Raw genomic sequence first — 20,357 nt, forward strand, 5'->3', positions numbered from 1 at the left:
CTACGCAAAGACGGCGCCGCCCGCTGCGCGAGCAGCGCTAGCAAGTTTGCGATCGAAAGTGGCAAGCGTAGCGGACAGCCTCAATGTCAATTCCAGATAACAGGCGTCGTAAGCCGTCAGATCATATTTGCGCGCGACCAACAGGACTGCATCACGATGCGCAGCCCCCTCGGAGCGATCGACAAGAACGCCCAACAAATCAAGGCGGCGCAGATATTCCGCACTCAGCGCGCTGGTGATGACATGCCGGCGCTCGCCCACCAGCAAACCATTCGCAACCTCGATCGACCAGATGGCGGGCACCCGAGCGGCCGTGCCTTGCAAAGCCTGCAATACTCGGTCGGCGCAGTCCCGCTCGCTTGGCGCTTGCCGCGCGAAAGCCCAAGCCAGTGTCATGGAGGCATCGAGGACAAGCATTAGCGCCTGCCTTCCGCGATCCACTCAAGCACTTGCTGCCCGGTCACGCCTTCAATTTTATGAAAACCACGCATCGCCTCGACGGCGGCCTGCGAACTCCCGACTGCAACGCTCCCAAATGGGACCAGGTCGGCGACCGGCTCCCCGCGCACGGTAATCGTATACCGCTGCCCTTGGCGCACCTCGCGCAGCAATTCGGATAATTTGGCCTTTGCGTCAAAAGCTCCAATTTCTTTATACATGGCAAGCCCCGATCTGGTTCACAAGCTAGTTCGATTCTACGCCGTATAAGCTTTATAATCTCGCCTTTCCCTTTTTTGATCGTTTTGATCTTTCCACCATGTCCGCTAATACTGCTTTACAAGCTGAAGCGCATGCTGGCGCCATTGCCGCCGCTGCCGCTCACGTCAACATCGCCGCCTACAAGTTCGTCACCTTCGACGACACCGAGGCGATGCGTCCCCAGTACCAGGAAATCTGCGCCCGCCTGGGCCTGAAAGGCACCATCCTGCTGACGCCGGAGGGCATCAATATGTTCTTGTCCGGCCCGCGCGGCCATATCGACGAATTCATGGCCTGGGTCCGCAGCGACGCCCGCTTCGCCGACCTGGAAGTGAAGGAAAGCCTGTCCAACGAGCAGTCGCACAAGCGCATGCTGGTCAAGATCAAAAAAGAAATCATCACCATGCGCATGCCGCTGATCAAGCCGGAAGAAGGCCGTGCGCCGTTCGTCGAAGCCCACACGCTCAAGCGCTGGCTCGACAACGGCGTCGACGACAACGGCAAGCCGGTGGTGATGGTCGACACCCGCAACGATTTCGAAGTGGACGTCGGCACCTTCGACAACACGGTCGACTACCGCATCAGCAAGTTCACCGAGTTCCCGGAAGTGATCGCCGCGCACAAGGACGACTTTGAAGGCAAGACCGTGGTGACGTTCTGCACCGGCGGCATCCGCTGCGAAAAAGCCGCGATCCACATGCAGAACATCGGCTACGACAACGTCTACCAGCTCGAAGGCGGCATCCTGAAATACTTCGAGGAAGTCGGCGGCGCCCACTACACGGGCGACTGCTTCGTGTTCGACTACCGTACCGCGCTCAATCCGAAACTGGAACCGACCGAGACCGTGCAATGCTTCGTCTGCCGCGCGGTGGTCACTCCGCGCCAACAACTGGCGCCGGAGTATGTGTACGAGCAGTCCTGCCCGCAGTGCTTTAAGCCGGATTAAACGGCGTCACCCTTGCGGTCTGCGCCGTAGTTGCGGCGCAGGCGCAGGAACGGTTCTTCAATGGTGGCGTAGCTCAGCGTCGCCAGTCCCCACACCAGGCCATACACGATCAGCGTCGCCAGACCGGCGTCGATGCGCACGTGGCCGGTGATCACCGGCAACGTCGGCTGCAGCTGGCCCACCATATTGATCACCATCATGTGCAGCAGGTAGAACGAGAAGCTGATCTTGCCGCCATGGCACAGCAGCCGTTCCAGCCAATCGGGCAGCTTGCGCTCCCACGCCACCCACGCCACGATCAGCACCGCCCAGCCGGCGCTTTCCAGCATCGACCAGTAGATCCAGAAGGTCGAATGCGGCACCGCGTTGAAGCGCGCCACGTGCGCCTGCAAGGCGCTGTTGCCCACCACCAGCAGCAAGGCCAGCGGCAGCAGCCAGCCGGCATGGCGCCGCAACGCCGGCCCGTATTGCTGGAACAGCAGGCCGGCCAGCATGCCGATCAGAAACTGGTCGAAGCGGCCGACAAAGGTGCTGAAGTACATCAGCGTGCTGTTCGGATTGACCGCGAACGAGGCCAGCTTGAAGAAGGCCATCAGCGCCAGCAGGCTGACCAGGTAGCGCGGGCCGCGCTCGATGGCGAAGCGCGCCAGGAACGGGAACACCATGTAGAACAGGAATTCAAGCGAGATGCACCAGGCCGCGCCGGTGATCGGATTGCTGGAAGTGGGCGCCATACCCAGGTTGCTCACCAGCAGATACAGTATGTCCTGCGGCACGAACTTGTCGCGGCCGATCGAGGTGGCCAGCAGGAACACCGTAAAGTACAGCGGGAAGATGCGCAGGATGCGGTTGCGCAGGAATTCTCCGTAGGCCAGCGAGCCCTGGTGCAGCGCGATGCGCATGAACAGGAAGCCCGACAGGGTGAAGAACAGGCCAACGCCGGTATGGCCTTCCGTGATCAGCGCCAGCCACAGGTGGTCCACCGGCACGCCGCCGTGGCCGCGGTATTCAAGGTAGGAGTGGAACAGGAAAACCAGGGTGGCTGCCAGCCAGCGCAACTGGTCGATACGGGGATTGTAGGGGAGGTTGAGTGATTTCATCCCCGAAGTATGCGGTCAGGGAGGCGGCCGTGCAACTTTTTGCCGCCGTCCCTGTCTCATTTAACGGAAGTACGGCGCCATCTCGCGCACATCGTCGGCCGACAGCGTGCCCACCGACGCGCGCATGCGCAAGGTGTTCAACAAGTAGTTGTAGCGCGCCTGCGCCAGGTCGCGCTTGGCGGTAAACAATTGCTGCTTGGCGTTGAGCACGTCGAGGTTGATGCGCACGCCGCCCTGCACGCTTTTCTCGGTGGCCTTGATCAGCAGTTCGGACGAGGCGACCGACTTGAGCAGCGCATCGATGCGCGCACCGCTGCTCATCAACGCGTCGTAGTCCTTGCGCAGTTCCAGCAACACCTTGTTGGTTTCCGCGTCCAGGTCGTACCTGGCCTTTTCCTTGTTGGCCGCCGCCTGGCGGCTCTGGGCGTTGACCGCACCGCCCGAATACAGCGGAATGTTGACCTGCACGCCCAGGCTGCGCACCACCGACTCCTGGTTGATGGTCTGGATCGAGTCGGACGCATTGCGGGCGTACACGGCGACAAAGTCGACCCGCGGCGCATGGCCGGAGCGCGCCTTGTTCACTTCCTGGCGGGCGATCTCCACGCCGGCGGTCAAGGCCTTGAGGTCCGGATTGCGTTCGACCGCGATATTCTTCCACGCTTCAAAGCTGACGGTGTCGGCCGGACGCAAGCGGAACTCCGGGTTCAGGCCATCCAGCACGCCGGGGTCGGTGCCGATCACGCTGGTCAGCGTATCGCGTGCGACCAGCAGCGCATCCTTGGCTTCCAGCACGGCCGCTTCGGCGGCATCCAGGCGAGCCTGGGTTTCCAGCATGTCGGTGGCGGTGCCCTCGCCGCCCTTGAACAGGCGGTCGTTGACCTTGCGCTGCTCGACCAGCGTGTCGCGCTGCGACTCGGCCAGCTGCACCAAATCGCCTTTGAACAACACGTCCAGATAGGCGTTCACCACGCGCACGATCACTTCCTGCTGCTGGCTCTCGAACTGGGCGGCGGCGTACTCGCTTTGCGCCGCACCCTGCTTGTAGCGCGCCCAGCCGTCCAGGTTCAGCAAGGGCTGGCGCAGCTGCACATTGGACGAACGGCTGATGTAGTCGCTGGCGCGCGGCTTGAGGCCGGTATCGGTGATGGTGGTCCGGTTCTGGCTGCCGCTAAAGCTGCCGGAAATGCTCGGCAGCAGGTTGGAGCGCCCGAGGATGCGGTTCTCCTTGCCCGCCTCGCCGGCATAATAGGCGGAGCGGTACTGCGGATCGTTCTGCAGCGCCGCCTGGTAAGCGTCCAGCAGCCCGATGGCGGCGGCGTTGCCGCCATACAGCGCCAGGCCCAGCGCCAGCAGCGCGGCCAGGCGGCTTTTCTTGATGACAGTGCTCACGTTAATCCTCCGACAGTGCCGACTTGGAACGGTCAAACAACGGTTTGAGGAGGTAGCTCATCATGGTGCGTTCGCCGGTCTTGACGAACAGCTCCACCGGCATGCCGGGCACGACGTCGAGCTTCTTGTGCTGGATCAGTTTCAGCCCTTCCGGCGTGACTTTCGCGCGCACCTTGTAGAAAGGCGCACCGGTTTTTTCATCGACCGTGCGATCGGCGGCGATGACCACCAAGCTGCCCGGGATATGCGGCGTGCGGTTGCTGTTAAAGGCCGAGAACACCAGGTCCACCGGCAAGCCCACGTGCACGCGGTCGACCAGGTTGACCGGCAACTGGCCTTCGACCGCCAAGGCGTCGTCGGTCGGCACGATGTCCATCAACTTGGCGCCGGCGCCCACCACGCCGCCCTTGGTAAACACGGTGCTGCCGACCACCACGCCATCGACCGGCGACTTGACTTCGACGTTGCCGCTTTCGAAGGACTGGGCGACGATGCGGCTTTGCAAAGCCTCCGCTTCCTTCTGCACATCCGACAGTTGGCTGCGCACTTCCTTCTGATATTCCTGGGTGCGCTGAACGGTACGCAGTTTCAGCTCGGCCACCTGGCGGCGCGCGCGGGCGATGTTGCCGATGTCCTCGGAGATCGCACCGTTGACCTGCGCATAGGTGCGCTCCAGGTCCAGCAGGCGCGCGCGCGGAATATAGCCATCCTTGGCCAGCTCGCGGTTGTTTTCCAACTGTTCCTTGAGGATCGCCTGCTGCTGCTTCTTCGATTCGCGCGATTCCTCCAGGCCCTGGGCCTGGGCGTTCAGGCCGGCGATGTTTTCCTCGGCGCCGGCCAGCTCGCTGCGCAAGGCCATCTGGCGCGATTGCATCAGCTGGTTTTGCAGCGCCACGGTGTCCTGCACGCGCGGATCATCCTTGAACTCGGCCAGCGCCGGCGGGAAGGTCAAGGCGGACTGCCCCTTGAGCTCGGCCTGCAGGCGCGCTTCGGCGGCGCGGGCAATGAAATACTGGCCGCGCGAGACTTCCTCGGCCGATTTGACCACCACGTCGTTCATGCGCACCAGCACCTGGCCCGCCTTCACGATGTCGCCGTCCTTGACCAGGATGTCCTGTACCATGCCGATCTGTGGATACTGGATCGTCTTGCGGTTGCTTTCCTTGACCACCACGCCCTGCATCGGCACGCCCTTGTCCAGCGGGGCTAACGAGGCCCACACCAGGAAGCCGATCACCCCCACCAGCACAATCACCCAGCCCAGGCGGGCGTAGTTCGTTGGGTCGGTATCGACCGTCACCGGGGTAACCTGATGCGATACGACGTCGGTGGCCTTCTCGTTGTTGAATTTAGCTAGTTTCATCATTTACTCCTGTCCGGTCGCGGCGGCCTGCTGTGCGGCGGCTTGTTGCGCCGCAGCCTGTTGCGCGGCGGCCTGCTGCGCGACCACTTGCTTCTGGTTGTTTTCCTGCAGCGCGGCCAATACCTGATTGGTCGGGCCGAACATCGAGACCTGGCCATCGCGTATCACCAGCAGCTTGTTGGTGACGGCAATCGCGCTGGTGCGGTGCGTGATCAGCACGATGGTTTTGCCGCGTGCGCGCAAGTCCTTGATCGCCTGGATCAGCGCCATTTCACCGACATCGTCCAGGTTCGAATTGGGTTCGTCGAGCACCAGCAGCGCCGGGTCGCCATACATGGCGCGGGCCAGGCCCAGGCGCTGCTTCTGGCCGCCGGAGAGGCCGGCGCCGCCGTCGCCCAGCGGGGTGTCGTAGCCTTTCGGCATCTGCAAAATCATGTCGTGCACGCCGGCGCGCTTGGCCGCCTCCACCACCAGCTCGGCATTGAGCTCGCCGAAGCGGGCGATGTTCTCGCTGATGGTGCCGGCGAACAGCTCGATGTCCTGCGGCAGATAACCGAGGTGTGGGCCGAGTTGGTCCTTGTTCCATTGATAGATGTCGGCGCCATCGAGACGCACCTTGCCCATCGCCGCCGGCCACACGCCGACCAGCAGGCGGGCCAGCGTGGACTTGCCGCAACCGCTAGGGCCGACGATCCCGAGCACGTCGCCGGGAACGATGGCGAAACTCACGCCTTTCAGCACCATGCTCTTGCCGCCGGGCGTCATCGCGGTGACGCCTTCGACCGACAAGGCGCCGGTCGGCTTCGGCAACTCCATGCCGGCCACGCGTGCCGGGTTTTCGCCCAACAACTGGTTCAGGCGCTCGTAGGCGCTGCGGGTGCTGCTCCAGCTTTTCCACACGCCGATCAGCTGTTGCACCGGCGCCAGGGCGCGGCCGACCAGGATCGAGGCGGCAATCATCATGCCGGGAGAAATCTTGTTTTCCAGGACCAGCAGCGCGCCGAAGCCCAGCACCAGCGACTGCAGCGAGGTTTGCACGAACTTGGTCAGGGCGCTCACCACGCCGGCCTTGTCGCTAGCGCTCGCTTGCAGGGACAGGAAACGCGAATGCAGCTTGAACCAGCGCTCCATGATGTTGGGCAGCATGCCCATCGACTCGATGACTTCGGCATTGCGCAAGTTATTGGTGGCCAGCTGGCTCGAGACGATGGCCATGCTGTTGGCTTCCTTCAGCGGGTCGCGGGTCACGCGCTCGTTGACGACGGCCAGGATGACCAGCACGGCGGTGCCGCACAGCGCGAACAGGCCCAGCGACGGCTCGAAAATGAAAATGACGATCAGGTAGAACGGGAACCATGGTGCGTCGAAGAAGGCGAACAGCGCATTGCCGGTGAGGAACTGACGCAGATTGGTCAAATCCATCAGGGACTGGCCGGCGCTGACGCCGGACGCCTTCAGATTCTGTTCGAACGCGGCGGTGTAGACCCGCTTGTTGAGCTGCATGTCGAAGCGGGCGCCGATGCGCACCAGCACGAACGAGCGGATCAGGTCGAGACCGCTGGTCATCAGGTAGGCCACCAGCATCATCAGCGTCAGCATCAGCAGGGTCAGCTCGTTGCGGCTGCCCAGCACGCGGTCGTAGACCTGCAGCATGTACAGCGACGGCACCAGCATCAGCAGGTTGCTGATCGCGCTGAAGGCGCCGACGGTCATGAAGGCCCGTTTGAACGTCAGCAAGACCTTGGCGATCTCGGTTTTAGGATTCTGTTGTTTATTTGTCATAAGAACGTTGAAACAGGAGGGACGGCGCAGCAGGACCGCTGCAGCGGGATGGTCGCTACCTTAACGGCAGCCTGACCAAAAAAATGTGACGTAGATCACATTTCAGAATCTTAGCACACAGAAATAGGCCCCACCAGTGCTTCTTTGTAACGCATTTACGACATCCAGATAAAAAAAGCCCCGCCTCTTGCGAGGCGGGGCTTTTTAGACTCTGAGAGCTCTCGGCTTGCGCTTCAAGACTCCCCTAAGCTTGGTATTAACCCACTGCCAGGATCAGAGCGTCCAGGTTGATGTTACCAACCAGTTTGACGACGATGTCACCTGCGTCGATGCTGCCAGCCGTCGTACCGCCATCGTGTACGAAGTAGGTGTTGCCACCCATCTGGAACACAACATCGGTCGCGGTTTTCGACAGAGCGAAGGCAGTCGCGTCTTTCAGCGCCAGATCGATATCGGTCTTGGTGGTGGTGAACTTCTGGATGGTGCCAGCTTGACCAACGATAGTCAGCGCGTCCGACTTGGCGGCATCGATTGCGCCACCAGCATCCAACACCAGGGTCAGACCCTGGATGCTGTCGAAGGTGTGACCAGCGTCTGGACCACCGTACAGCGACGAACCGATCGAGATCACATCCAGGCCTGCGCCCAGCTTGATGGTTTCAGCTTTGGTCGAGGTCGAGGTGTAGTCCAGTGCGGTACCGGACAGGGCGCCGTCGGCATCAACGTTGGTCAGGCCCGAAGCATCGATGGTCACCAGCTTGGTGCCGCCGGTGTTGGTCACGGTGGCAGCACCGTTGCCCGACAGGGTCAGCGAAGCCAGACCTTTCAGAGCGGTGGTGGTGACGTCCAGGGCCAGGGTGGTTTCCACCAGTGCGTCGGTGTCGGTATCGGTACCGGCGCTCAGGGTGATGTTTGCAGTCTTAACATCGCCTTCCACAACCGCTTCCACCGCAGCAACAGCGCTAGCTTTGCCGCCTACTACAGCCAGGTTCAGTACCGAAGCTTCTGCGGTAATGGTGCCGGTTGCTTTTTCGGTCACGTTCAGGGTGCCTGCGTAGACAACTGGCGAAGCGCCGCTGTCTTGGCCGGCCGCGGTAGCGTCCAGATCGCCATTAGCCACCAGAGCTTGGGTAGCGGTGACTTTGGTGATAACCGAAGTGTCAGCCAGATCCAGGGTGGTGTAGCTGGCGCCCAGCAGGGAACCATCAACGTTGGTCGCAGCGGTGGTCAGCTTCAGGGTTTCGAAGTTCAGCAGCACTTTGTTGAAGACGATGTAGTCATCGGCAGTCAGGGTCGCGCCGTTGGCCAGGGTGATCGAGTCAACACCTGCGCCGCCGTCGATCTTGTCGTCGGTTTTGATGACGCCGCTGGTGATCACGACTTTGTCGTCGCCAGCGCCAGCCAGTACGGTGTAGGCAGCTTTAGCCGAGATCTCGACGTTGATGACGTCTTTGCCGTCGCCAGCGTCAACACTCACGGTGCTGACAACACCAGCAGCAGCTGCTGCGTCGTCGATGGCTACGGTGATGGTGTCGTTGCCTGCACCGGTGCTTACCGAAGCAGCCTTAACGGTTGCGGTCAGCGCGGTGTTCAGTTCAACATCATCAGCGCCAGCGCCGGTTTTGATGGTGGCAACGGTGTCGGCAGCCGCGAAGGCGATCGCGCCAGCCGAAGCCGATGCGTCAACGGTGGTAACAACTTTGGTGCCGTTGTCGTTCACGGTCAGGGTCACGTCAGCAGCGGTGTTCACGGTCAGCGACTGAACGTCTTTACCAACGGTGATGTCCAGATCGATAGCGTCAACGCCGTTCGAAGCCGAGTCAACCACTGCGCCGCTTACGGTCACTGCGTTCAGAACGCCTTTGCCTGCACCGCTGGTGGCGATGGTCAGCGAACCAGCGTCGTCGAAGTTGTTCAGCGAAACAGCAACCGATTTGGCCGCATCAGCTGCGCCAACGTTCAGGTCGGTGTTTGCCAGGTTTTTGTACACGGCGGTGGTGGTAGCTGCCAGGTTGATGATGTCCGAAGCTGCGCCGGTCTGCGACAGAACGGTCACGCCTGCGAATTTCGATGCATCCAGGGTGCCTGCGCCAGCGGTTTCGGTGTAGAAGCCGTTAGCGGTGCCGTCGGTGTTGATGATGTTGATGGTTTCAACATTTTTCACGGTGGTCGAGGTCGCCAGGAACTTGTTGAAAGCGCCGGTGTTGTTGCTGTAGATGTTCAGGGTGTCGTTGCCCGCACCGCCGTCGACCGAGTCAAACGAGGTCAGGGTCGAAGCATTGGCGCCAGCGGCGTCGATGGTCAGTGCGTTGAACACGTCGTTGCCGGTTTTGCCAACGATGGTGTCAGCGCCAACGGTCAGAGCGGAGGTCACGCTAGGTACCAGGCCGCCAGCGATGCTGTCTACGCTGCCGATGGCGGTAGCCAGGGTTGCAGCATCGGTAACACCTGCCAGGAAGGTCTGGCCGGCTGCCAGGGCAGCTGGGCTGGTCGCGTAAGCGATTTGCTGGTCAGCGCTCAAAGCGATGGTGGCGGTGAATTCGGTAGCGGCTGCTACTTTGCTGTCGTAAGCAACTGCGTCGGTGCCTTGGGCGCCACCAGCAACAGCGGTAACAACGTTAGCCAGGGTGACTGAGCCGGCCGAGTACAGGTCTGCCCAGTAGTTCAGGCCTGGGATGTCAGCTTCGTGACCGAAGATGTTGTGGTAGATCGTGTTGATGATCTGTTTTGCCGACATGTTGGCGTAGGCAGTCTTGTATTCGGTTGCGTTAGCGAAGTCAGCGCTGATAGCAGCTGCGGTGGCAACTGGGTCAGCGGATGCTTCCAGAACGCCAACGTAGTAGGCCAGGCCATCTACGTCTGCAGGGCGGTTGAAGTAAGCAACGTACAGTTGTTGTACCAATTCGGTATTAGTAGCCATTAAAAAACTCCTAGGGTTTAAAAGATGAACTGATCGGTCCACCACAGCTTGCGGTTGCAAGCTCGCGTACCGAATCATGGCAGAAGTTCCCCGGCGCACAATGTGACGGTCGTCACAAAAAACACCGATTTCCTCCTTTTTTTGGTCTTTTTACTACATCAAAGTCAACCAAGCGGCCATTATGAGAGATGGTCACCCATAAAGCAATGCTTCCACTCAGCTACCGCCAACCGCATATTATCATTTTAAAAACTACGGCAAATACCCGGTAATCGCGCCGGCCCCGCATATTCAAAAACCGACTTTGCTTATTAAATGAGCGCCGAAATAAAAAACGCCGGCATGGTATGCCGGCGTTTTAACTGATTCCAGAACAAGCTTATTTCTTACCCCACAGCGCCACCCCGGTGGCCGACCGGCGCGCGTCGAGCAAGGCGTCGAACAGATAGGTGGCGCTCTTCTCGCTGTCGAGAATGCCGGTCACCCCCATGTTCGCGGCAGGCGTGTACTTATTAGAAGACGTGAACATGCCATCCTTGTTTATCCGGCCGCCATTGGCCAGCGTAAAACGATCGTTACCGGTCACCACGTCGAGCTGGGTGCTGAAGGTGGCTTTATCAAAGTTAAACGACAATTGCCCATTCTCCACCAGCGCGCGCGAATATGTTTTGAGCGTCAGGTCTTTTACGGTGGCTTCCCCATCGAGCAATGCAAAACTCACGCCACCCTTTTCCGGCACTACATAATTACTACCCGTCTTGGAACGGAACAGTACATAGTTACTGTTCAGCGCGAGACGGTCGGAACCATCCAATACCACGCCGCTCGTGGCGGGCTTGCTGGCGACCGCCGTCCAGCGGCCCCAGCTCACTTCCTTCAAGGGCGGCGGCGGGGTTTCAACCACCGGCGGCGTGACCACCGGCGGCGTCACCACCGGCGGCGTCACTTCGGCCGGCGTCTCCACTGGCGGCGTCACCACCACCGGCGGCGTCACCACCGGCGGCGTCACCACCACCGGCGGCGTCACCACTTCCGGCGGCGTCACTTCCGGCGGCGTCACCACCACCGGCGGCGGCGTGACGGATTCCGGCGGCACCGACACCCCCGGCCTATCCGGCGCCGGCGGGTTGTTCAGCGCCTGCACCTGATTATGCAGGGCGACATTCTTTTTCGCGTCCAGGCTCAGATCCAGTGCGGCATTGCTGGCGCCCTTGCCCGGCTCGTCGATGCGCGGCGGCGCCACCACGTCCGGCGCCAGCGAGCTATTCCCCTGAAGCAACTGCGGCGCCGATTGGCCGCGCTGCACTTGCAGCAGCTGGCCTTTTTGCGCGGCGTACAGGTCGCGCGTGGCGCTGCCCTCGCACGGGCCGCTGCCGTCCGGGCTGCAACCGGCGGCAAAGCCGCTCATGGTGATGCCGCCCGACAACACGGTCACGCGCGACGTGTTCTGGTCGGTAAAGACGGTGAAGTCGGTGCCGCGCACGCCGATGGCGGCCACCGGGGTGTTGAAGCGGAAATTCTGGCGCGCCTGCTTGACCGCCTGGCCCGACTGGCTGCGCGCCACGCCGCTCAGCAGTTCCAGCTTGATGCGGGTGTTGGCGGGGTTGGCGTTATCGACATGGTAACTGGCGATGCGCGCCTGGCTGTTCGGCCGCAGGATGAACAGGCCGTTGTCGATGGTCTTGATATAAATATAGCCGTCGGCGCCGGTCACCAGCAGCTCGCCCTCGCCCACCGACGTGTTGAGCGCGGCCTGGCGCTCGGCCACCTTGGCGCTACCAGCGACGAATATGACTTTCCCTGCCTCGGCGGCATAAGCGGCTTGGGCCAGCAACAGGGCGCCGGCCATAAACAGGAATTTACGCATCATATTTTTCTCCAGTACAGCCTGGATTATCCTTGATCCAACGGAACATTCCGTGATGATGGTCACATTCTACTGTACCGCCTGCAAGCCGCCTGAAACGTTACACTTTGTAGCAAAAGCATTGCCCGCAAAGGGAAAGCATTGTACCCTGAGCGCACTTCAAATCTTTCTTACCGCGCTTGGCCATTGCAAGACGTTAATGATCATTTTCCCGGCCAAACGCTCACACTCCACGCCCACCCTACGCCCGTTGCGCTGGCTGCTGCCGCTGCTCGCGCTGCTGCTGACGCTCGGCTTTGAATGGCTGATGCCGCCCGGCGACGGCGACCTGGCGGCCGAATGGCTGCGCGACCGCTATGTACGCCTGCAAACCACCGAGGCCGAGGAACCGCGCATCCTGGTGGTGGACGTCGACGAAACCAGCCTGGCCACGCTCGGCCCCTGGCCCTGGCCCAGCGCGCGCCTGGCCGACCTGGTGGAAATCCTGCTGACCGATTACCAATCCAGGGGCGTGGCGCTGGACATCCTGCTGCCCAAGGCCGGTGCCCCGGAAGGCGACGCCCGCCTGGCGGCGCTGGCCAGCCACGGCCCGCTGGTGCTGGCCCAGGCGCTCGACTATAGCCAGACCCGGCCGGACTTGCTGCGCGAGGGGGTGCTGGGCGGGGCAATCCGCGCGCCGGCGCCGGCCGCGCCGGCCACCGGCTACCTGGCCAATCACGCCCTGCTGGCCGCCAGCGCCCGCCACATTGGCAACATCGGCTTCATTCCGGACGCCGACGGCGCCCTGCGCCGCCTGCCGCTGCTGACCAGCTACCAGGGCCGCACCTATCCCGCGCTCAGCCTGGCGCTGTTGAATTGCTGCGGCGGCGGCCCGGCCCTGCCCCTGGCGGCGGACGGCGACAGCGCGGCGGCGCGCGTGGCCTACCGCCGCGACTGGACCGCCTACACCGTGGTCAGCGCCGCCGACATCCTGCAACGCCGCATCGACCCGGCCGGCGCCAGCGGCCGGCTGGTGCTGGTCGGCTCCTCCTCGCTGACCCTGTCCGACCGCGTCGCCACGCCGCTGGCGGCCAGTCGCCCCGGCCTCGGGGTGCAGGCCACCATGCTGTCGACCCTGCTGGACCGGCGCGACGGCCTGGCGCCGGCGCCGTGGCCGGGCCGCTGGATCGCCGCGCTCTATATGTTGCTGGTGGCCGGCGTGGCCGGCTACACCCTGCCGCGCCTGTCGGCCGCGCGCAACGTGCTGCTGCTGGCCTGCGCCGGCGCGCTGTGGCTGCTGGTCGCCTACGCCGTGTGCCGCCACGACGCCGATTTCTCGCCCACCGCGCCGCTGGCCTCGCTGCTCTTCCTGCTGGCGGTGGCCGTGCCCTACCAGTGGCAACAGGCCCAGCACCGCTCGCGCCACCTGCTCGACACCCTGCGCCAGTACGTGGCGCCGGCCGTGGTCACCGAATTGCTGCGCAGCGACCTGCTCGATCCGCTGGCGCCGCGCCAGCTCGACATCACCACCCTGATCGCCGACATGGAGGGCTATACCACCCAGGTCGAATCGATGGGCGTGGACGCCGCCGCCCAGCTCACCCGCGATTTCCTCGAATGCCTGACCGGGCCGGTGATCGACCACCAGGGCACGCTGGACAAGTACACCGGCGATGGCCTGGTGGCCTTCTTCGGCGCACCATTACCAAATTTACAACATGCGGATTTGGCTTTGGACGCCGCCCATGCTATTGTGCGGCGCGTGCAAAAATTTAGCCTGGAGCAACAAGCGCGCGGCTATCCGCCGCTGCGCGTGCGCATCGGCATCGACAGCGGCCTGGCCATGACCGGCGATTTTGGCACCGCCTTCCGCAGCATCTATACTGCGGTAGGCGACAGCGTCAACACCGCGTCGCGCCTGGAGCAGGCCGCGCGCGATTATCCGCACGACGTGATCGTCGGCGCCGGCACGGTGGAACGGGCGCGCCGCCACCAGTTCCAGCGCCTGGGCGAACGCTTATTAAGGGGCAAGGAAAAGCCCACGGTACTCTATACTTTTGACACAGCCATGACCGCAGACAAGCAGGCAATTCCCGCACCGGCCGGCGCCACGGAGCGACGCTCTTGAATTGGCGCCGCGCCTGGCTGCCCGTGCTGGCCGCACTGCTGTGCGTGCTGGCGCCGGCCGCGCGCGCGCTCGACGAGTCCGACGACACCCAGCAGCTGTACCGCCAGGCCCTGCAGTCGATCGCCGAAGGCCGCAAGAGCGACGCCAGCACCACCCTGATGCGCGTGATCGAGCGCGAGCCGCTGCACGCCGGCGCCTGGCTCGACCTGGCGCTGATCCAGTGCGCGCTGGGCCACGCCGACGAGGCCGAGCGCCTGTTCGACAATATCCGCGAGCGCTTCAACCCGCCGCCCGGCATCCTCGACCTGATCGCCGAAGCGCGCGTGGCCGGCTGCGCCAGCTGGCACGCGCAGGGCCAGGGCTCGGTCAGCATCGGCCGCGGCATCGACCAGAACGTCAACCAGGGCACCCGCACCACCAGCTACAACACCAGCGCGGCCGGGATCGCGGTCGAGCTGCCGCTGACCGACGACTTCCTGCCCAAGCACGACCAGTACACCAGCGTCACCGCCGACTACCTGCGCGACCTGTCGCCGAACGGCACCACCGGCTTCGCGCAATTCCAGAACCGCCGCTACGACCGCCTGGGCGCCTACAACTCGTCCTCGCTGTTCGCCGGGGTCGACACGCCGTGGCGCTACGGCAGCTGGACCCTGCACGGCAGCGCCTCGTTCGGCCTGATCACGCTGGGCAGCCAGCTCTACCAGCGCCAGGCCCAGCTGCAGGCGCGCATCGGCCCGCCGCTGCCGCTGCCGGGCAGCATGCAGTTCAGCCTGAGCACCTCGCTGAGCCGGGTCGAATACCTGACGCTGAGCAATTTCAACGCCAACACGGGCGAGCTGCGCGGCCAGTTCAGCTACCGCCAGGAAGACACCAGCGCCAGCGCCAGCGTCTCGCTGCTGGACGACCGCTCGTCCGACGCCCGCCCCGGCGGCAGCCGCCACGGCTGGCTGGCCACGGCCCAGTGGCGCACGCCGTTGTGGGACCAGACCAGCGCCGAACTCGGCTACAGCCAACAGCACTGGCGCGGCAGCAGCGCCTACTCGCCCGGCTTCATCGACGTTACGCGCCAGCAGACCACCCAGATGCTGCGCGCCACCCTGACCTATCCGCTGACCACCACCCAGTCCTTGCAGCTCGAGGCGCGGCATGTGCGAAATCGGGAAAATATCTCGATCTTTCAGTACAATGACCGCCAATTGCAGTTGAGCTGGCAATGGCAAGGCATGTAAGCCCGCTGTTGGACCTTTAAACTTTGTCGCGGGCAGGACCATGGGCTGGAATCTCGGAATGTTAATCGCAGGCGCGCTGGTGCTGACGGCCGGCTGCCTGGTGCCCAACCGCTGGCTGCCGGCGTCGATGCCGAACGACAAACTGATGCACTTCGCCGGCTTCGGCGCGCTGGGCCTGCTGGCGTTGCCGCTGGCCTCGAGCACCGCCGAAGGCGCGCTGCTGCTGGCCGGGCTGCTGGTGCTGAGCTGGCTCATCGAGTGCCTGCAGCAACTGGTCCCCGACCGCAACTTCAGCTGGCGCGACCTGGCCGCCAACGCGGCCGGCCTGGCCAGCGCCGGCCTAATCGGCTGGCTGTGGCTACCATTCTGAGACGCTCCACCCCGAACGCGCTACAATCTCGCCATGACGTCCCCACCCGCCCCAGATACCGCGACCGAGCAAACTGCCAGTGAAGAGCGGCAAATCCAGATCCATTTGCGCAAGATTCCGCTGCTGGCCGAGCTCTCGGACGAAGAAATCATCCCGCTGAAAAGCGAGCTACGGATACGCACCTACGCCAAACGGGAAGTCGTGCTGCACAAGGGCGGCCAGGGGGACGGCCTGCTGTTCCTGCTGGCCGGCCAGCTGCAAGTGATCGACATCACCGAGGACGGCCGCGCGATCGGCCTGCGCATGCTGGTGCCGGGCGACTTCTTCGGCGAAATCGCCCTGATCAACGGCACCACCCGTTCCGCCTCGGTGGTGGCCATGAGCGATGTGCTGGTGGCCTTCCTGCCGGCGCCGGTGGCGATGCGCCTGTTCTCGCACTCGCCGTCGGTGGCGGCGCACATGCTGCGCCACCTGGCGCAGAAGATCCAGCGCGACTCCGAGTTCCGCGCCCTGCTCAGCATCAACAATACGACCAAGCGCATCTTCAACTTCATCATCCTGATGCAGAAGCGCGATGCCAACGGCGCGGTGGTGGAAAACCTGCCCACCCACCAGGATATTGCCAATATGATCAACACCAGCCGCGAAACCGTGACCCGCGCGCTGCTGACCCTGGCCCAACAAGGTATCGTGCAAAAAGAACCACACCGCTTGCTGATCAAGAACCCCGAAGCGCTGCAAAAACTGGCCCAGGCCGAGTAGCGAGGCGCCCGAAGTTACTGTGTGACAAGCTGTAACACGTTACCAGTGTAACAAGGCCTGCGCTATAATTGCCGGCTGATCCATCCCCGGACGGCCCGGCCGCCCCGCAGCTTGTTATGACTACCGTATCTTTCCGACACCCCTCTTTCCTTCCGGCGCCGCAGGCGCCGGCCGCATGATGGCGGGCGCCATGTTGCGCGGATTGTGGCGCTATCGCGGCTTCGTGCTCGGCAGCGTACAACGGGAATTCCAGGCCAAATACCGCAACACCATGCTGGGCGCCGCCTGGACGGTGCTGAGCCCGCTCGCCATGATCCTGGTCTACACCCTGATCTTCTCGCAGGTGATGCAAAGCCGCCTGCCCGGCGACACCAGCGAATACGGCTACAGCGTCTACCTGTGCGCCGGCATCCTGACCTGGGGCTTGTTTGCCGAAATCACCTCGCGCGCGCAAAACATGTTCCTCGAACAAGCCAACCTGATCAAAAAGATCAGTTTTCCGCGCATTTGCCTGCCGGTGATCGTGGTGCTCAACGCCCTGCTCAACTTCGGCATCATCTTCGGCCTGTTCACCATCTTCCTGGTGGCCAGCGGCCAGTTCCCCGGCGCCGTGTTCCTGCTGCTGCTGCCGGTGCTGCTGCTGCAGATCCTGCTGGCCATCGGCCTCGGCATGGTGCTCGGCGTGCTCAACGTGTTCTTCCGCGACGTCGGCCAGTTCTTCCAGATCTTCATCCAGTTCTGGTTCTGGCTCACGCCCATCGTCTACCCGGCCAGCATCCTGCCGGCCAAGGTACACGGCATGCTGGACTGGAATCCGATGGCGGCCGTGATCCAGTCCTACCAGGCGATCCTGGTCAGCGGCCAGGCGCCGCATTGGGAAAAACTGCTGCCGGCCGCCGTGCTGGCGGTGCTGCTGTGCGCGCTGGGCATGCATTTGTTCCGCCGCCGCGCCGGCGAAATGGTGGATGAACTCTGATGGGTAAAATCGTTGTCAGCCAACTCGGCAAAGCCTACAAACAATATGCGACGCGCGGCGCCCGCCTGCGTGAATGGCTGACGCCGTTCAACGGCCCGCGCCACCAGCTCAAATGGATCTTGCAGGACGTCAGCTTCGAAGTGGCGCCCGGCGAGGCGGTCGGCCTGATCGGCATCAACGGCGCCGGCAAGAGCACCCTGCTCAAGCTGATCACCGGCACCACCCATCCGACCACCGGCAGCGTCTACATGGAGGGCAAGGTGGCGGCCCTGCTGGAACTGGGCATGGGCTTCCACCCGGACTTCACCGGCCGCCAGAACGTCTACATGGCCGGCCAGCTGATCGGCCTGTCGGTCGACGAGATCACGGCGCTGATGCCCGACATCGAAGCCTTCGCCGAAATCGGCGACTACCTCGACCAGCCGGTGCGCGTGTATTCGAGCGGCATGCAGATGCGCGTGGCGTTCGCCGTCGCCACCGCGCGCCGTCCCGACATCCTGATCGTCGACGAAGCGCTGTCGGTCGGCGACACCTACTTCCAGCACAAGAGCTTCGAGCGCATCCGCCAGTACCGCCGCCTCGGCACCACGCTGCTGCTGGTGTCGCACGACAAGCAGGCGATCCAGTCGGTGTGCGACCGCGCCATCCTGCTCGACGGCGGCCGCCTGGCGCGCCAGGGCAAGCCGGAAGAAATCATGGACTACTACAACGCCATGATCGCCGAGCGCGAGAACAGCACCCTGCGCCTGGCCGAGACCGACGCCGGCAAGCTGCAGGTGATTTCCGGCACCGGCGAAGCGACCGTGGCCCGCATCGCCCTGGTCAACGCCGCCGGCGAGGCGGTCGAAGTGGTGGACGTCGGCGAGCCGGTGACCTTGGAAGTGACGGTGGCGGTGCACGCGCCGATTCCGCGCATGGTGCTCGGCTACATGATCAAGGACCGCCTGGGCCAGCCCATGTACGGCACCAACACCCACCTGAAGGAATTGCCGCTGGAAGACATGCAGGCCGGCCAGCAGGTGACCTACCGCTTCGCGTTCGACATGAACCTGGGCGCCGGCAGCTATTCGATCGCCACCGCCATCGTCAGCACCGCGACCCACCTGGTCAACAATTACGAGTGGCGCGACCTGGCGCTGGTGTTCACCGTGGTGAACATGCGCCGGCCGCATTTCGAGGGTTCCGCCTGGCTGGACCCGGACATCACCATACAAAGCACATGAGCTTCATTTCCTACGCCCAGAATTTCGAGGACGTGCTGCTGTGGCGCGTGCTCCAGCACGTGCCGAACGGCTTCTACATCGACGTCGGCGCCAACGACCCGGAACTGCATTCGGTCACCAAGGCCTTTTACGACCACGGCTGGCGCGGCATCAACGTCGAGCCGATGCCGTCCTACCGCGCCGCCTTCCTCGAGCAGCGTCCGCGCGACATCAACCTGAACGTGGCGGCCGGCGCCGCCAGCGGCAGCATCACCCTGTTCGACCTGCCCGAGGTCAACGGCTGGGCCTCGACCGACGCCGGCGTGGCCGCAGCCCACCGCGCCCACGGCCACAAGGTGGTCGAGCACACGGTGCCGCTGCTGACGCTGACCGAAATCTGCCGCGAGCACGTGCGCGGCCCGGTGCACTTCCTCAAGATCGACGTCGAAGGCTTCGAAGCCGACGTCCTGCGCGGCATGGACTTCGCCGCCTGGCGGCCGTGGATCGTGGTGGTGGAAGCCATCATGCCCAACAGCCGCGACAGCAACCACAGCACCTGGGAAGCCATGCTCACGGAGCACGGTTACCAGTATGCCTGGTTCGACGGCCTGAACCGCTACTACGTGGCCGACGAGCATGCCGAACTGGCGGCCGGCCTGCAGCTGCAGCCGAACGTGTTCGACGAATTCATCGTGCACCACCTGGACAAGGCCTGGAGCCGTGGCGCCGCGCTGGAACAGCAGGTGGACGCCGCCTGGCAGCTGGCGCAGCAGCACGGCGCCAGCCTGGAGCAGGCCACCGCGCGCCGCGCCGAACTGGAGCTGGACTTGCAGCGCGAACTGCAGCGGCACGAGCAGGACCGCGCAAAGCATGCGCAGGACATCGAACAGCAGGCGCAGCAGCTAGCACAGCACCATCGCCAGTACGAGCAGCAGTTGACGCGCCTGCAGGAACAGCACGGACAGCAACTGGCGCAGGTGGTGCAGAACCACGAACAACAGCTGACCGACATGGCGCACCACCACGTGCTGCAAAAGGCCGAGCAGGAGCGCGCGCACGAACTGCTGCTGGCCCAGCAGCGCAATCTGCACGAACTGGAAACCGCCCAGCAGCAGCACCAGCACGGCCTGCAACTGGCGCAGCGCGACCATGACCTGCACCAGCGCCTCGGCCAGATCCTGCAACTGCAGGCGGACTTGCGCCAGGCCGAAGCCCAGTCCCAGCAATTCGAAGCCTCCATGCACCAGGCCGCAGCCTGGGGCGCCGAGATGGAACAACGCCTGCTGGCCGTCTACGCCAGCAGTTCGTGGCGCATCACGGCGCCGCTGCGCACGCTCATGCAGCGCGGCGAAAACAGCCTGCCGAACCAGTTCAAGCGCGAGGCGCACAACGCCACCCGCAGCGGCGTGCGCTGGCTGACCTCGCGCCAGTGGCTGCGCCGCCTGCTGCTGCCGGTGGTGGCCCGCTCGCAGATCCTGCGCACGCTGGTCGCCCGCACCCTGCACACCCTGCACATCGGCGCCGCGCCGGCCGCCGGCGCCGCCGACGTGCCGCACCAGTTGCGCGAAATGCCGCAGTCGGCCCGCAAGGCGCTCGACGATCTGCAGCGCGCACGCCAAACCCAACAGAACTGAAT

The 20,357-nt window shown here is 63.6% G+C and carries 16 protein-coding genes; 8 read left to right on the top strand and 8 right to left on the bottom strand.

Annotated features, from left to right (window positions below):
• On the bottom strand, positions 1-417 hold the full coding sequence (locus ACXZ1M_RS08515; RefSeq protein ID WP_459052739.1) for a type II toxin-antitoxin system VapC family toxin: 417 nt from the start codon (positions 415-417) through the stop codon (positions 1-3).
• Positions 417-659, bottom strand: coding sequence for a type II toxin-antitoxin system Phd/YefM family antitoxin (locus tag ACXZ1M_RS08520; RefSeq protein WP_459052740.1), 243 nt, complete (start codon positions 657-659; stop codon positions 417-419). Before ACXZ1M_RS08520 ends, ACXZ1M_RS08515 begins: the two co-directional genes overlap by 1 nt.
• A gap of 98 nt (positions 660-757) precedes the next feature.
• Here ACXZ1M_RS08520 and ACXZ1M_RS08525 point away from each other — a divergent pair, with 98 nt between their 5' ends.
• Positions 758-1,648, top strand: coding sequence for a sulfurtransferase (locus ACXZ1M_RS08525; protein ID WP_459052741.1), 891 nt, complete (start codon positions 758-760; stop codon positions 1,646-1,648).
• Here ACXZ1M_RS08525 and ACXZ1M_RS08530 read toward each other — a convergent pair.
• From ACXZ1M_RS08530 to ACXZ1M_RS08555, 6 genes are all read right to left on the bottom strand, one after another.
• Positions 1,645-2,748 (bottom strand): acyltransferase family protein, encoded by a 1,104-nt coding sequence (locus ACXZ1M_RS08530; protein WP_459052742.1) that lies wholly within the window; start codon positions 2,746-2,748, stop codon positions 1,645-1,647. The genes ACXZ1M_RS08525 and ACXZ1M_RS08530 overlap by 4 nt on opposite strands.
• A gap of 60 nt (positions 2,749-2,808) precedes the next feature.
• Positions 2,809-4,140 (bottom strand): TolC family outer membrane protein, encoded by a 1,332-nt coding sequence (locus ACXZ1M_RS08535; RefSeq protein ID WP_459052743.1) that lies wholly within the window; start codon positions 4,138-4,140, stop codon positions 2,809-2,811.
• Position 4,141: 1 nt separating this feature from the next.
• Entirely contained in the window at positions 4,142-5,506 is a 1,365-nt protein-coding gene (locus ACXZ1M_RS08540; RefSeq protein ID WP_459052744.1) for an HlyD family type I secretion periplasmic adaptor subunit, read from the bottom strand.
• Positions 5,507-7,285 carry a type I secretion system permease/ATPase gene (locus ACXZ1M_RS08545; RefSeq protein WP_459052745.1) on the bottom strand — a complete coding sequence of 593 codons (1,779 nt, stop codon included), beginning with the start codon at positions 7,283-7,285 and terminating at the stop codon, positions 5,507-5,509.
• Between the two features lie 256 nt (positions 7,286-7,541).
• Entirely contained in the window at positions 7,542-10,205 is a 2,664-nt protein-coding gene (locus ACXZ1M_RS08550) for a DUF4214 domain-containing protein (protein WP_459052746.1), read from the bottom strand.
• A gap of 379 nt (positions 10,206-10,584) precedes the next feature.
• A complete protein-coding gene (locus tag ACXZ1M_RS08555; protein ID WP_459052747.1) occupies positions 10,585-12,075 on the bottom strand; it encodes a FecR family protein in 1,491 nt (496 codons plus the stop codon).
• A gap of 196 nt (positions 12,076-12,271) precedes the next feature.
• On the opposite strand from ACXZ1M_RS08555, the gene ACXZ1M_RS08560 reads away from it, so the two are divergent.
• The 7 genes from ACXZ1M_RS08560 to ACXZ1M_RS08590 all read left to right on the top strand — a co-directional run bounded on the left by ACXZ1M_RS08560 (position 12,272) and on the right by ACXZ1M_RS08590 (position 20,355).
• Positions 12,272-14,179, top strand: a complete 1,908-nt coding sequence (locus tag ACXZ1M_RS08560) for a CHASE2 domain-containing protein (RefSeq protein WP_459052748.1) — start codon at positions 12,272-12,274, stop codon at positions 14,177-14,179.
• Complete coding sequence (locus tag ACXZ1M_RS08565; protein ID WP_459052749.1) at positions 14,176-15,411, top strand: tetratricopeptide repeat protein; 1,236 nt, start codon at positions 14,176-14,178, stop codon at positions 15,409-15,411. The genes ACXZ1M_RS08560 and ACXZ1M_RS08565 overlap by 4 nt, the downstream gene beginning before the upstream one ends.
• 58 nt (positions 15,412-15,469) lie before the next feature.
• On the top strand, positions 15,470-15,781 hold the full coding sequence (locus ACXZ1M_RS08570; protein ID WP_459052750.1) for a VanZ family protein: 312 nt from the start codon (positions 15,470-15,472) through the stop codon (positions 15,779-15,781).
• Between the two features lie 33 nt (positions 15,782-15,814).
• Positions 15,815-16,543: a Crp/Fnr family transcriptional regulator gene (locus tag ACXZ1M_RS08575; protein WP_459052751.1), complete on the top strand. Its 729-nt coding sequence runs from the start codon at positions 15,815-15,817 to the stop codon at positions 16,541-16,543.
• A gap of 175 nt (positions 16,544-16,718) precedes the next feature.
• Positions 16,719-17,519, top strand: a complete 801-nt coding sequence (locus ACXZ1M_RS08580) for an ABC transporter permease (RefSeq protein ID WP_459052752.1) — start codon at positions 16,719-16,721, stop codon at positions 17,517-17,519.
• The gene (locus ACXZ1M_RS08585; RefSeq protein WP_459052753.1) at positions 17,519-18,742 is read left to right on the top strand and encodes an ABC transporter ATP-binding protein; all 1,224 of its coding nucleotides are present in this window, start codon (positions 17,519-17,521) and stop codon (positions 18,740-18,742) included. Before ACXZ1M_RS08580 ends, ACXZ1M_RS08585 begins: the two co-directional genes overlap by 1 nt.
• Positions 18,739-20,355, top strand: a complete 1,617-nt coding sequence (locus ACXZ1M_RS08590) for an FkbM family methyltransferase (RefSeq protein ID WP_459052754.1) — start codon at positions 18,739-18,741, stop codon at positions 20,353-20,355. Before ACXZ1M_RS08585 ends, ACXZ1M_RS08590 begins: the two co-directional genes overlap by 4 nt.
• Positions 20,356-20,357: the final 2 nt, after the last annotated feature.

The organism is Duganella paludis, assembly GCF_054461335.1.

Bases quoted from the DNA above. Each gene is read 5' to 3' on its own strand.
- ACXZ1M_RS08515 (WP_459052739.1), bottom strand. From the start codon at position 417: ATGCTTGTCCTCGATGCCTCCATGACACTGGCTTGGGCTTTCGCGCGG.
- ACXZ1M_RS08520 (WP_459052740.1), bottom strand. From the start codon at position 659: ATGTATAAAGAAATTGGAGCTTTTGACGCAAAGGCCAAATTATCCGAA.
- ACXZ1M_RS08525 (WP_459052741.1), top strand. From the start codon at position 758: ATGTCCGCTAATACTGCTTTACAAGCTGAAGCGCATGCTGGCGCCATT.
- ACXZ1M_RS08530 (WP_459052742.1), bottom strand. From the start codon at position 2,748: ATGAAATCACTCAACCTCCCCTACAATCCCCGTATCGACCAGTTGCGC.
- ACXZ1M_RS08540 (WP_459052744.1), bottom strand. From the start codon at position 5,506: ATGATGAAACTAGCTAAATTCAACAACGAGAAGGCCACCGACGTCGTA.
- ACXZ1M_RS08545 (WP_459052745.1), bottom strand. From the start codon at position 7,285: ATGACAAATAAACAACAGAATCCTAAAACCGAGATCGCCAAGGTCTTG.
- ACXZ1M_RS08550 (WP_459052746.1), bottom strand. From the start codon at position 10,205: ATGGCTACTAATACCGAATTGGTACAACAACTGTACGTTGCTTACTTC.
- ACXZ1M_RS08555 (WP_459052747.1), bottom strand. From the start codon at position 12,075: ATGATGCGTAAATTCCTGTTTATGGCCGGCGCCCTGTTGCTGGCCCAA.
- ACXZ1M_RS08560 (WP_459052748.1), top strand. From the start codon at position 12,272: ATGATCATTTTCCCGGCCAAACGCTCACACTCCACGCCCACCCTACGC.
- ACXZ1M_RS08570 (WP_459052750.1), top strand. From the start codon at position 15,470: ATGTTAATCGCAGGCGCGCTGGTGCTGACGGCCGGCTGCCTGGTGCCC.
- ACXZ1M_RS08575 (WP_459052751.1), top strand. From the start codon at position 15,815: ATGACGTCCCCACCCGCCCCAGATACCGCGACCGAGCAAACTGCCAGT.
- ACXZ1M_RS08580 (WP_459052752.1), top strand. From the start codon at position 16,719: ATGATGGCGGGCGCCATGTTGCGCGGATTGTGGCGCTATCGCGGCTTC.
- ACXZ1M_RS08585 (WP_459052753.1), top strand. From the start codon at position 17,519: ATGGGTAAAATCGTTGTCAGCCAACTCGGCAAAGCCTACAAACAATAT.
- ACXZ1M_RS08590 (WP_459052754.1), top strand. From the start codon at position 18,739: ATGAGCTTCATTTCCTACGCCCAGAATTTCGAGGACGTGCTGCTGTGG.